Raw genomic sequence first — 12383 nt, forward strand, 5'->3', positions numbered from 1 at the left:
GCGGGGCCGTAGCGGCGGGATCCGCTTCTGGCGAGGCGGCAGCGGCAGGCGAGGTGGGGACGGATGCGGTACCGGTGGCGGGGTGTCCGCCGGTACCGGGGCCGGGCGTGGGGGGGGGGGGGCCCCCCCCCCCCCCCACGAAGGATCGCGAGGAGCGCTGCGAGACGCCGCGCGTACCGGTGCTGGCCTGCGCCGATGCGTTGACGGCTCGAGGTGCCCGGGTCGTGACGGTGACCGCCCGCTCGGACGCGGAGATCGACGAGGTGCTGGCCGGACTGGACGGGCCACCGCGACCGGACGGCCTCACCTGGCCGGACGCCGACGCCAAGACCCGTCTCGTGGTCGCGGTGGCCGGTGACGCACAGTTGCGCGCCGTGCTCCGCCGCATGGTTCGGCGGTACGCGTCGCCGCCCAGTCGCCGCCCGACCGACCTGGCCGGCAACCGCACCGTGCCGGACCTGCCACCGGTCGGCGTACTGCCGCTCGACCCGGCGCGCAGCACGGCGCACCGCGACCTCGCCGCGCAGCTCGGGTTGGCCCGCGACCCCGCGGCGGTGGCCGCCGCGGTGTTGGACGGCACGCCACGCCGACTCGACCTGCTGCGGCATGACGGCGGCTCGGTGACGCTGGACGGTGCGCTGCTCGGTGCCGCCGGTGAGGACGGCGCCCCACTGTCCTGGCGCGGCCGGGTCGAGGTGGACGACACCGTGCTGTCGAACGGCGACGAGCCGCTGCTCGCCTGCGCGATCGGCAACGCGGGCGGGTATGCCCGGCTCGACGACGTGACGCTGCTGGCCGAACCCGACCCGACCGACGGGCTGGTCGAGGTGGCGGTGGCCGTGCCGGTGGTCAGCCGGTCGCGGTGGGGTCGCCGCCGGGTACGCCTGGAGGTCCGGCGGGCCCGGGGCCGCGCCGCGTCGGTGCTGCCCCGGGACGAGGCGGCGCTGCCGTACCTCGACGATGGCGTGGCGGGGCAGCTGACCCGCAAGCGGTCCTGGTGGACCGAGCCGGGTGCCTGGGCGGTCTGGACGGCCTGACCGGGCCGGGCCGGGCCGGCGCAGCGGAGGCCGGGGTCGGCCACTGGGCCTATCCTCGTCAGGAGGAATGGGGAGGACACCGTGGTGGACGACAACGCCGACCGGGTGCACGCGCCCGGCCAGCATGGCATGCCGGAACGGGACATCGAACCACTCTGGCCGCCGGAGCAGATCGACGGCTTCGGCGCGCCCGCGTGGGGTGCCCCGCCGCCGCCCACCGCGCCTCCCCCGCCCGGGCAGCCGTCGCCCGCGGACTATCCGTCGTTGACCAACGGCACGCCGACCGTCACCGGCTGGGAGCCGGCACCGCAACCCGGGCCCGGCCAGGTCGACCTGGACCTGCCCTTCACCCTGGACCGGCCCACCGCCGTCGCACCCGGCCGCGACGGTGGACCGACCGACTCCGGTCCGCAGGATCCGTCGGACGCGCTGACCGTGGCCGACACCCGTGCCGACGACCATGCGCCTCCGCCAGTGGGCCGACCGCAGACGGAACCGGTGGCCCGAACCCAGGCGGAGTCGCCGTGGGCGCATCCGCCGCAGCGGTCCGGATCCGAATCGGTCGCGTCCGCCGAGACCTCGCCCGACGCGCCCCGCCCCACCTGGGCCGGGCCGGCCCAACCGCTGCCACCGATTCCACAGCCGCTGCCGCCGACGCCCCAGCGACCCGGCCCGTACCCCTTCGTCGCGCCGCCGACCGCCCAGCACGGCAGTGCCCCGGTGCCGCAACCCGGTACACCCCTACCGCCGGTGCCCGCCGATGCCGGTGTGCCGCCCGTGCCGCCACCCTCCGGTCCGCAACCGGTCGACGTGGGGCCCGACGCGCCGCCGCACCCCGAGCCACCCGCCGCGCCGTCGTACGCGCCCGCGCCACCCGGTCCGTTTCCGCCGCAACCGGCCTGGAACCCTGCGCCCTGGCACCAGGGTGGGGCGCCGCCGGCACCCCAGCAGTCCTACCCGCAGCCGAACACCGCAGCGCCGGTGCCGTCGGCGTACCCGGAGCCGGCCTGGAACCCGGAGGTCGGTGCCGCCCCCACGGCCGAGGACTTCGCCCGCCGTCGGCAGGTACGCCCCGCCGACCCGGTCGCGACGACCGGGCTACGCGCCGTGGTCAACAAGACGGGCCTGGTGAAGCTCCCGCCGGGGCGGCAAGAGCTGGAACGCAAGCGGGAAATCGAGATGGTGCGCCGCAACTTCGGCGGGCTGCGGCAGGTCACCGTGGTCAACCCGAAGGGCGGAGCCGGCAAGACCGTCGCCATCCTGCTACTCGCGATGACCTTCGGTCAGAATCGCGGTGGATACGTGCTGGCCTGGGACAACAACGAGACCCAGGGCACCCTCGGCATGCGCGCCCAGCAGGATTTCCATTCGCGTACGGTGCGGGACCTGCTCCGAGATCTCGGCCAGTTCCACGGCGCGCAGGGGCGGGTCGGCGACCTGTCCCAGTACGTCCGCTCGCAGGGCGAGGGGATGTTCGACGTGCTCGCCTCCGACGAGTCGGCCACCGGCGGTGAGATGCTCACCGCCGCCGCCTTCGGCGAGATCCGCGAGGTGGTCAGCCGGTTCTACAAGTTGATCTTCGTAGACACCGGGAACAACGTCCGGGCGCAGAACTGGCAGGCCGCCATGGACGCCACCGACCAACTGGTGGTCACCATGTCGGCCCGAAACGACTCGGCCGAGACAGCCGCCCGGATGCTCGACCACCTGGAGCAGAGCGGACGACAGCGGCTGGTCCGGCAGGCGGTCACGGTGGTCTCCATGCCGCCGTCCCGCAAGGAGATCGACCTGCCCGCCATCCAGGAACACTTCGCCGCCCGTACCCGGGCGGTGCTGCTGGCCCCGTACGAGCGGCTCATCGACACCGGCGAGCCGCTGCGTTACGCGCACCTCTCGACGGCCACCCGGGACGCCTGGCTCAAGATCGCAGCTTCGGTGGCCGAGGGACTGTAGACCACCTGCCGACGCGCCGCCGACCCGGGCTCACCCGGGCCGGCAACACCGCAGCAGGTCAGTTGCTGGCCAACGCGTCGGCGGCGGCCGGATCGCAGTCGCGGAGGAACTGGGCGCAGCGGGCCGCCTCGTCCGCCTCGGCGATCGCGTCCGCCGCCCGGGACAGCACGTAGAGGCAGCGCAGGAAGCCACGGTTCGGCTCGTGCGACCATGGCACCGCCCCGTGCCCCTTCCACCCGCTGCCTCGAAGCTGGTCCAGACCCCGGTGGTAGCCGGTACGGGCGTAGGCGTACGCGGGCACGACCTGGCCCTGCGCGAACGCCCGGGCGGCGAGTGCCGCCCACGCCGCGCTGTGCGTCGGGTACCGGGCCGCCGCCTCGGCGAACGCCTCGTCGCTGTCGGCCTCCTCGGCTGCGGCCAGCGCAGAGTCGGCCTCGACGTGCGTCGGCAGGAGCGTGGCGGGCGGCTCAGGTAGGAGGTTCTGCATCGCCCCATTCAACCCGCTTCACACGGGGGCCCGCGAGGGGGTCCGGTCAGCCGGTCGGCTGAACGGCCGAGAGGTCGGTCACGCCTGCGGCCCATGCCGTCGTCGGGTCGTATCCACTACAACTATGGATCCGGAGCCTCCCCAGGAACCGGAAGTGCGGGAGCCCGGCCAGGCCGCCGGGCTCCCGTCTCATCACCGGGGTCGTCCCGGGGTCACCTCCACGGCGTTGCGCCGGCCCGGCAGGATGACCCGATGCCCACTCCACCTCCCGCAGACGTGATCGAGCCGCACACCTGGACAGACGAGATCCAGACCCGGGCGGAGTTCGACCGGCGACTGGCCACCGGCAGCCTGGTCGGACTCACCGTGCAGGGGCTCCGACTGGACCTGGAGCCGGTCCCCGACCTCACCGGGGTCGAGGTGACCGGAACGCTCTTCGTCGGCTGCCATTTCGCCTCCCGGCAGGTCGGAGCCGACCTGGTCCGGCGGGGCGCCGACGTGGTGCCGCCGTTCCCCGGCCTGCCGTACTCGACCCAGCCGTCCCACCTCTACACCCCGGAGGAACTCGCCGCCGGCTTCGCCGAGGGTGGCTTCGCGGCGATGTACGACACCCGGGTGTACGCGCACTTCCGCGCGCACGGCGGCGCGTTACCCGACGTCCGGGAGGCGCTCGGCCAGCGGCTGCACGATCACGGGGTGGACAACGCGCTCGCCGACGCCACCCGTGCCTGGCTCACCACCCATGGGCCGCAGTCGGTGGTCGGGGTGATGGGCGGGCACGCGGTCCGCCGCGGCAGTGAGCCGTACCGGATGGCCGCGGTGCTCGGCCGGGAGCTCGCGCGGGCCCGCCGGTTGGTGGTCACCGGTGGTGGGCCGGGCGTGATGGAGGCGGCCAACCTGGGTGCGTACCTGTCGACCCGGTCGGCGGAGGACCTCGGCGCGGCCATCGACCTGCTCGCCACCGCCCCGGACTACACCGACCACGACCGCTACACGGCGGCGGCGCTACGGGTACGGGAACTCTTCGGTCGGTCGGTCACGCCGCCGGTCAACGGCACCGAGCCGGTGACCGCCTATCGGGCGGACTCGGCCGCGCTGACCACCGGTGATCTGGGCTGGGCGGGCTACGGCGGCCTCGCGGTGCCGACCTGGCTGTACGGGCACGAGCCGGCGAACCTGTTCGCGGGCCGGATCGCCAAGTACTTCTCCAACGCCATCCGGGAGGACACCATCCTGCGGCTGGCCCGGGGCGGCATCGTCTTCGCTCCCGGCCGGGCGGGCACCGTGCAGGAGGTGTTCCAGGCGGCCACCAAGACCTACTACGGCACCGACGGGGCCAGCGGCGCGTACGTCTTCCTGGACCGCGCGTACTGGACGACGGAACTGCCGGTGGAGTCGCTGCTGCGCCCGCTGCTGGCCGCCTCCCCCTTCGGGGATCTGTCGGGCACCGTGCACCTGACCGACGACGTCCACGAGGCGGCCCGCCTGCTGACGAGGTAGGAGGAGCCCGGTCGGCGGAAACCTTTGCGGGTACGACGGCACGGCGGCCGGCCCGAGTCGGAGCCGGCCGCCGTCCGGGGCGGTGTCAGGTCGTCACTTGGTCATCGTGGTGCCGGTGGAACGCAGGTGCTCGCAGGCCTCCGCCACGCGGGTGGCCATGCCCGCCTCGGCAGCCTTGCCCCACACCCGCGGGTCGTACATCTTCTTGTTGCCGACCTCGCCGTCGACCTTGAGCACGCCGTCGTAGTTACGGAGCATGTGGTCCGCCGCCGGACGGGTGAAGGCGTACTGGGTGTCGGTGTCGATGTTCATCTTCACCACGCCGTAGTCGAGCGCTTCACGGATCTCCGAGAGCAGCGAGCCGGAGCCGCCGTGGAAGACCAGGCTGAGCGGCTTGTCCTTGCCGTACTTGGCGCCGACCGCCTCCTGGATCTGGTTGAGGATCTCCGGGCGGAGCTTGACGTTGCCCGGCTTGTAGACGCCGTGCACGTTGCCGAAGGTCAGCGCCGCCATGTAGCGGCCCTTCTCGCCCATGCCGAGCGCCTCAACCATGGCCAGGCCGTCCTCGACGGTGGTGTAGAGCTTGTCGTTGATGGCGTTCTCGACGCCATCCTCCTCGCCGCCGACGACGCCGACCTCGATCTCCAGGACGATCTTGCCCTTGGCCGCCTCGTCGAGCAGCTGGGCCGCGATCTCCAGGTTCTCCGCCACCGGCACGGCCGAACCGTCCCACATGTGCGACTGGTACAGCGGTTCCTCGCCCCGCTTGACCCGCTCCTGGGAGATGGCCATCAGCGGCCGGACGAACTTGTCCAGCTTGTCCTTCGGGCAGTGGTCGGTGTGCAGGGCGATGTTGACCGGGTACTTCTTGGCCACCTCGTGCGCGTACGCGGCGAAGGCCACCGCACCGGTGACCATGTCCTTGACCGAAGGGCCGGAAAGGTACTCCGCGCCACCGGTGGAGACCTGGATGATGCCGTCGCTCTCCGCGTCGGCGAAGCCCTTGAGCGCCGCGTTCAGCGTCTGCGAGGACGTCACGTTGATCGCCGGGTACGCGTACCGGCCGGTCTTGGCGCGGTCCAGCATCTCGGCGTAAGCCTCGGGGGAAGCGATGGGCATGTCGAACGCTCCTTACTTGCCGCTGTCGGCCGTACGGCCGCTGTTCTCCGTAGGGGCCGGCCGTGCGGCCGCCTCTTCTACCCTGGGGGTCGACCGTGCGGCCGCCCTGTTCTACCTTGAAGGCCGGCCGTGCGGCCGCCTGTTCCACGTTGCTGCGCCGGACCGCGCTGTCCTCCGCGGGCAGTATCCCGTAGCGACGCCGGACCGGCACAACCGGGCCGGTTCACCGCCGGTCCGCTGGATCCGGTACCGCGACGCTGATCAGCCAGGTGACCACCGCCATCACGATGGCTCCCCAGAAGGCCGCCCAGAAGCCGTCCACCTGGAAGGGCAGATCGAGCGCCCGGGCGATCCGGTCGGTCAGCAGGAACAACAGGGCGTTGACCACCAACGCGATCAGGCCGAGGGTCAGGAGATAGAAGACACAGCCCACCACCTTGATGACCGGCTTGAGCACCGCATTGACCAGACCGAAGATCAACGCCACGATGAGCAGGGTGAACGCCGTGTCGTAGCCGGTGCGCCCGGCCACCTCGACACCGGGCACGATCAGCGTGGTGATCCACAGTGCGATGGCGGTCGCCGCCAGTCGGATGAGGAAGCCCACGGCACCATCCTGGCACCGGTGAGAGTCACCGGTGGGCCGATTCGGCCGACTCGGCCGTGGCGACGGCGTACCCTCGCCGGCTCGACACCGGCGTACGGCTCGGTGGTTCCCAGCGTGCCGGCGGCACACCCCGTACGGTGAGTGGGTACCCGACCGCCGACAGCCCGGAGGCATCGCATGGGCCAGCCCGACGAGGACTTCGCCCCCGGCGACCACCTGAGCCCGGAGGAGCGCGACCTGGAGGCCGAGCCGGCCGACGCCGTCGAGCAGGCAGCCGTGGTCGACCCGAGCCAGGTGGACGCCGAGCCGCACCGTGGCCTGGAGGTCGACGACTGGGACGCCATGGAGCAGGCCCGGGTGGTCGGCGCCGACGAGGACGACTACCGCTGATCAACCTTCCGGTCGGACGCCGCGCGGAACGGTCGGCACTTCGCCACCCGCTCCATCCCCGCCGCACAGACCGCCCACCAACTCCATGACAGACCGGCACCGCCGCCGGAAGCCGAACCCCGACGGGTTCGCATACCGCAACCACCGCGAAAACAGGGCGGCGCAAGATCGAGAGAACTGACACCATGGGCTTGTGCTGCTCACCCTCACCACCACGCACCAGCCGGCGACTGACCTCGGTCACCTGCTGATCAAGCACCCCGACCGGGTGCACGCCTTCGACATGCCCGTCGGTACCGCGCACGTGTTCTACCCGGAGGCCGACGAGCAGCGCTGCACCGCCGCGCTGCTGCTCGACGTCGATCCGTTGAAACTGGCCACCGACCGGGGCCGCGGCCGAAAGTCGACCACCGCCCCGGAGAGCTTCACCCTCGGGCGGTATGTGAACGACCGACCGTACGCCGCTTCCAGTCTGCTCGCCTCGGCGTTGTCGAAGGTGTACCGCTCGGCGCTGCGAGGCGCCTCCAAGGAACGCCCCGAGCTGGCCGCCCAGGGCATCCCGCTGGAGGTACGGGTACCGGTGTTGCGTTGCCGTGGTGGGGCCGATGTGGCGGAGCGGGTCTTCGGTCCGCTCGGCTGGGCGGTCACCGCCACCGCCATTCCGCTTGACGAACTGCACCCGCAGTGGGGCGACAGCCGCTACGTCGACCTGACCCTCACCGGCACGCTGCGGGTCGCGGACGCGCTCAACCACCTGTACGTGCTGCTACCCGTGCTGGACGACGCGAAGCACTACTGGGTGGCCCCGGACGAGGTGGACAAGTTGCTGCGGGCCGGCGCGGGTTGGCTGGCCGACCACCCCGAGCGCGGGCTGATCATCCGCCGCTATCTGGCGCACCGGCGGGCGTTGGCGGGTACGGCAGTGGAACGGCTGGATGCCAAGCGACCCACCGACGAGCCGACCGCCGACGACGGGATGGCGGACGCCGTATCGGCCGAGCCGGCGCCCCGGGCGTCGCTTGCCGCGCTCCGGCGCCGGGCGGTGCACGCCGCGCTTGTCGACGCGGGCGCCCACCGGGTGCTGGACCTGGGCTGCGGCGGGGGTGCGCTGCTGGCCACGCTGATCGGTGACCGGCAGTTCACCGAGATCGTCGGCACCGACGTCTCCACCCATGCGCTCACCCTGGCCGCCCGGCGGCTGCGACTGGACCAGCTGCCGGAACGACAGCGCACCCGGGTCACACTCCGGCAGTCCGCGTTGACCTACCGCGACGAGCGGCTGTTCGGGTACGACGCGGCGGTGCTGATGGAGGTCATCGAGCACGTCGACCCGCCCCGGCTGCCGGCGTTGGAGGACGCCGTCTTCGGCTACGCCCGACCGACGACCGTCGTGGTGACCACGCCGAACGTGGAGCACAACGTGCGCTACGAGGGGTTGCCGGCGGGCGTGTTCCGGCACGCCGACCACCGGTTCGAGTGGACCCGCGCCGAGTTCGACGAGTGGGTACGGCGGGTCGGCGCCACGTACGGCTACACGGCCGTGGTACACGGCGTCGGTACGGACGACCCGGAGGTCGGCGCACCCACCCAACTGGCTGTGTTCAACCGAGCGGAGGCAGCGCGATGACCGTCCTCGACCTTCCCGAGCTGGCCCTGGTGGCGCTGGTCGGCATCTCCGGCTCCGGCAAGTCGACATTCGCCGGCCGGCATTTCGCGCCCAGCCAGGTCCTCTCCTCCGACGCCTTCCGGGCGATGGTCGCCGACGACGAGAACGACCAGTCCGCCTCGGCGGAGGCCTTCGACGCGCTGCACTATGTGGCGGGCAAGCGGCTGCGCGCTGGCCGGCTGACCGTTGTCGACGCGACGAATCTTCAGCCCCACGCCCGAGCCGCCCTGGTCCGGGTGGCCCGCGAACACGACGTGCTGCCGGTGGCGATCGTGCTGGACGTGCCGGAGGCGCTGGCCTGGGAGCGTACCGAAGCCAGGTCCGACCGCACCTTGGGCCGGCAGGTGCTGGCCCGGATGTCCCGGGACCTGCGGCGCAGCTACGGCCAGCTGGCGCGGGAGGGCTTCCGTAAGGTCCACGTGCTGCGCGGCACCGACGAGATCGAGGCCGCCGAGATCCGCTACGAGCGGCTGTTCAACGACCGACGCGAGTTGACCGGGCCGTTCGACATCGTCGGTGACGTGCACGGCTGCCGGGTCGAGCTTGAGGCGCTGTTGACCCGGTTGGGTTGGCGGCTGGACCGTGACGGCGCCGGCCGGGCGGTGGACGCGACGCATCCGTCGGGGCGTACCGCCGTGTTCGTCGGTGACCTGGTGGACCGTGGCCCGGACTCGCCCGGGGTGCTCCGCCTGGTGATGGGCATGGTCGCCGCCGGGCACGCGCTCTGCGTGCCCGGCAACCACGAGCAGAAGCTGCTGCGCAAGCTGCGCGGCCGCAACGTCAAGGTGGCCCACGGTCTGGCCGAGACGCTGGCGCAGCTGGACGCGGAGCCGGCGGAGTTCACCGCCGAGGTGGCCGCCTTCGTCGACGGACTGGTCAGCCACTACGTGCTCGACGGCGGCCGGCTGGTGGTGGCGCACGCCGGGCTGAAGGAGGAGTACCAGGGGCGGGCGTCCGGGCGGGTACGCGCGTTCGCGCTGTACGGCGAGACCACCGGCGAGACCGACGAGTACGGCCTGCCGGTGCGCTACCCGTGGGCCCACGAGTACCGCGGTTCGGCCACCGTCGTCTACGGCCACACCCCCACCCCGGAGCCGGAGTGGGTCAACAACACCATCTGCATCGACACCGGCTGCGTCTTCGGCGGCCGGCTGACCGCGCTGCGCTACCCGGAGCGGGAACTGGTCTCGGTGCCGGCGGAGCGCGAGTGGTACGCCCCGGTCCGACCGCTGACCGCCGCGCCGGCCCGGCCTGACGAGGTGCTGGAGTTGACCGACGTGACCGGTCGGCGGCACGTGGAGCACGCGTACGGCTCGCTGACCGTGCCGGCGGAGAACGCCGCTGCCGCATTGGAGGTGATGAGCCGCTTCGCGGTCGACCCGCGCCGGCTGGTGTGGCTGCCACCGACGATGGCGCCCTGCTCGACCTCGCAGTTGGACGGCTACCTGGAACATCCGGCGGAGGCCTTCGCCGACTACCGGGCGGCCGGTGTGGACCGGGTCGTGTGCGAGGAGAAGCACATGGGCTCCCGGGCCGTGGTGCTGGTCTGCCGAACGCCGGACGGTGGTCCGTTCGGCCCGGGCGGCGGGGTCGTGCACACCCGCACGGGTCGGCCGTTCTTCGGTGAGCCGCTGGACACCGAGCTGCTGGACCGGGTCCGCGCAGCGGTGACCGGTGCCGGGCTATGGGACGAGTTGGCGACCGACTGGCTGCTGCTCGACTGCGAGCTGCTGCCGTGGTCGGCCAAGGCCGCCGGCCTGATTCGCGAGCAGTACGCGGGGGTCGGCGCGGCTGGCCGGGCCGGCCTGCCGGTGGCGGTGGCGACGCTGGACGCGGCGATCGGGCGAGGACTGGACGTGGGCGAGCTACGGGACCGGATGGCCCGTCGCCGCGACGACGTGTCGGCCTACACGGCGGCGTACCGGGCGTACGTGGGCCCGACCGACGGGCTGCGCGGGGTGCGGCTCGCGCCGTTCGCAGTGCTCGCCGGGGCGAAGGCCAGCTACGGCGACCGCGATCACGGTTGGCACCTGGCGTTGGCCGACCGGCTCTGCGCGGCCGACCCGGATTTCTTCACCCCCACCCGGCGGCGGGTCGTCGACCTGTCCGACGGTGTCGCGGTGCGGGAGGCGACCGAGTGGTGGCTGGCGCTGACCGGGACCGGCGGCGAGGGCATGGTCGTCAAGCCGTACGCGGGCCCGGCCGCCCGTAGCGGACGGGGCTCGCTGCTCCAGCCGGGCATCAAGTGCCGGGGTCGGGAGTATCTACGGATCATCTACGGTCCCGAGTACACCGAGCCCGAGCAGCTGGCCGCGCTGCGGCGTAGGTCGTTGGGCCGCAAGCGGGGCCTGGCACTGCGCGAACACGCGCTCGGCCTGGCAGCCCTGGACGCCCTGGTCGACGGTGCCCCGTTGTGGCGTCGCCACGAGTTGGTCTTCGCGATCCTGGCCTGCGAATCGGAGCCGGTCGACCCACGACTGTGACCTGGCCGGGCGGGCGACCGAGCCCCCGGTAGCCTGATTGACCGTGGCGGACGCCACACGGGGCCAGTGATCGAGCGAATCACGGAACGGAATCTTCATGGCATTGGGCGAACGGGTAGGCCATGTCCTGCGCGGCGCGGCCATCGGTGTGGCCGAGGCCGTGCCAGGGGTCAGCGGTGGGACGATCGCGCTGGTGACCGGCGTGTACGAGCGGGTCATCGCGTCCGCCGGGCATCTGGTGAACACGGTGCGGTACGCGGCGACCGACGTGCCGCGCGGGCGTGGGTGGACGCGAGCGGGGCACCAGCTACGGCAGGTGCACTGGGAGGTGGTGATCCCGCTGCTGATCGGCATGCTGCCCGGCCTGCTGATCGCGGCGAAGCTGCTCGAACCGCTGCTGGCCGACCATCCGGAGCAGACCCGGGGACTCTTCCTCGGGCTGGTCCTCGCCTCGGTGCTGGTGCCGATCTCGATGGTCGGCAAGTCGTGGCGGGGGTCGGAGGTGGTCGCGCTGGTCGTCGCCGGGGTGGCGGCGTTCGTGTTGACCGGACTGCCGCAGGCCACCATCGAACCGCACCCGCTTGTCGTGCTGGTCGCGGCGGCGGTCGCGGTCTGCGCCCTGGTGCTGCCCGGGGTCTCCGGGTCGTTTCTGCTGCTCACCATCGGCCTGTACGAGCCGACGATCAGCGCCGTCAACGACCGCGACTTCGGTTACCTGGCGATCTTCGCCGCGGGCATGGTCATCGGTCTGGCGCTCTTCGTCAAGCTGCTCCAGTGGCTGCTTGAGCAGCACCGCCGGATGACCCTGGCGGTGATGGCCGGCGTCATCCTGGGTAGCTTGCGCGCGCTGTGGCCGTGGCAGTCCGAGGACCGGGCCCTGCACGCGCCGGGCGACCACGTGGCGTCCATTGTGACGCTGTTCCTGATCGGCGTCGCCGTCGTCGCAGCAATGATCATCGCCGAGCGTCGCCGGCTGCGCCGGGCCGCCCGGGATCTCACCGAGGAGACGTACGAGACGCCGCACGTCCGCTGAAACACCGCTTGGTGGGGGGGGGGGGGGGGGGGGGGGCGGCGGGGGGGGGGGGGGGGGGGGGGGGGGGGGGGGGGGGGCGGGGGGGGGGGGGGCGGGCGGGGGTCGGGG

10 protein-coding genes are annotated in these 12383 nt (G+C 72.6%); 7 read left to right on the top strand and 3 right to left on the bottom strand.

Annotated elements, in window-relative coordinates; translation table 11 throughout:
- Positions 1–107: 107 nt before the first annotated feature.
- Positions 108–1037, top strand: a complete 930-nt coding sequence (locus tag AC2CHE_RS25145; protein ID WP_484507322.1) for a hypothetical protein — start codon at positions 108–110, stop codon at positions 1035–1037.
- Positions 1038–1118: 81 nt separating this feature from the next.
- Positions 1119–2990 (top strand): MinD/ParA family ATP-binding protein, encoded by a 1872-nt coding sequence (locus AC2CHE_RS25150; RefSeq protein ID WP_484507323.1) that lies wholly within the window; start codon positions 1119–1121, stop codon positions 2988–2990.
- Positions 2991–3048: 58 nt separating this feature from the next.
- Here the strand turns inward: AC2CHE_RS25150 and AC2CHE_RS25155 are convergent, their stop codons facing one another.
- The gene (locus tag AC2CHE_RS25155; RefSeq protein ID WP_484507324.1) at positions 3049–3477 is read right to left on the bottom strand and encodes a DUF3151 domain-containing protein; all 429 of its coding nucleotides are present in this window, start codon (positions 3475–3477) and stop codon (positions 3049–3051) included.
- Between the two features lie 252 nt (positions 3478–3729).
- Between AC2CHE_RS25155 and AC2CHE_RS25160 the strand changes: the two genes are divergently transcribed.
- On the top strand, positions 3730–4977 hold the full coding sequence (locus AC2CHE_RS25160; RefSeq protein WP_484507325.1) for an LOG family protein: 1248 nt from the start codon (positions 3730–3732) through the stop codon (positions 4975–4977).
- A gap of 93 nt (positions 4978–5070) precedes the next feature.
- On the opposite strand, the gene fbaA is transcribed toward AC2CHE_RS25160, so the two are convergent.
- Together fbaA and AC2CHE_RS25170 are read right to left on the bottom strand one after the other, a co-directional pair.
- Positions 5071–6096 (bottom strand): class II fructose-bisphosphate aldolase, encoded by a 1026-nt coding sequence (gene fbaA, locus AC2CHE_RS25165; RefSeq protein ID WP_484507326.1) that lies wholly within the window; start codon positions 6094–6096, stop codon positions 5071–5073.
- Between the two features lie 223 nt (positions 6097–6319).
- Positions 6320–6703 carry a phage holin family protein gene (locus AC2CHE_RS25170; RefSeq protein WP_484507327.1) on the bottom strand — a complete coding sequence of 128 codons (384 nt, stop codon included), beginning with the start codon at positions 6701–6703 and terminating at the stop codon, positions 6320–6322.
- A 177-nt stretch (positions 6704–6880) separates the two neighbouring features.
- Between AC2CHE_RS25170 and AC2CHE_RS25175 the strand changes: the two genes are divergently transcribed.
- The 4 genes from AC2CHE_RS25175 (at position 6881) to AC2CHE_RS25190 (ending at position 12275) form a co-directional block, all read left to right on the top strand.
- Positions 6881–7093, top strand: a complete 213-nt coding sequence (locus tag AC2CHE_RS25175) for a hypothetical protein (RefSeq protein ID WP_484507328.1) — start codon at positions 6881–6883, stop codon at positions 7091–7093.
- Between the two features lie 193 nt (positions 7094–7286).
- Positions 7287–8720 (top strand): 3' terminal RNA ribose 2'-O-methyltransferase Hen1, encoded by a 1434-nt coding sequence (locus AC2CHE_RS25180; protein ID WP_484507329.1) that lies wholly within the window; start codon positions 7287–7289, stop codon positions 8718–8720.
- Entirely contained in the window at positions 8717–11242 is a 2526-nt protein-coding gene (locus tag AC2CHE_RS25185; RefSeq protein ID WP_484507330.1) for a polynucleotide kinase-phosphatase, read from the top strand. The genes AC2CHE_RS25180 and AC2CHE_RS25185 overlap by 4 nt, the downstream gene beginning before the upstream one ends.
- 97 nt (positions 11243–11339) lie before the next feature.
- Positions 11340–12275 carry a DUF368 domain-containing protein gene (locus tag AC2CHE_RS25190; protein WP_484507331.1) on the top strand — a complete coding sequence of 312 codons (936 nt, stop codon included), beginning with the start codon at positions 11340–11342 and terminating at the stop codon, positions 12273–12275.
- The last annotated feature ends 108 nt before the right edge of the window (positions 12276–12383 follow it).

The organism is Micromonospora sp. ATLC16 (genome assembly GCF_057196645.1).

Bases quoted from the DNA above. Each gene is read 5' to 3' on its own strand.
- fbaA (WP_484507326.1), bottom strand. From the start codon at position 6,096: ATGCCCATCGCTTCCCCCGAGGCTTACGCCGAGATGCTGGACCGCGCC.
- AC2CHE_RS25185 (WP_484507330.1), top strand. From the start codon at position 8,717: ATGACCGTCCTCGACCTTCCCGAGCTGGCCCTGGTGGCGCTGGTCGGC.
- AC2CHE_RS25175 (WP_484507328.1), top strand. From the start codon at position 6,881: ATGGGCCAGCCCGACGAGGACTTCGCCCCCGGCGACCACCTGAGCCCG.
- AC2CHE_RS25155 (WP_484507324.1), bottom strand. From the start codon at position 3,477: ATGCAGAACCTCCTACCTGAGCCGCCCGCCACGCTCCTGCCGACGCAC.
- AC2CHE_RS25160 (WP_484507325.1), top strand. From the start codon at position 3,730: ATGCCCACTCCACCTCCCGCAGACGTGATCGAGCCGCACACCTGGACA.
- AC2CHE_RS25190 (WP_484507331.1), top strand. From the start codon at position 11,340: ATGGCATTGGGCGAACGGGTAGGCCATGTCCTGCGCGGCGCGGCCATC.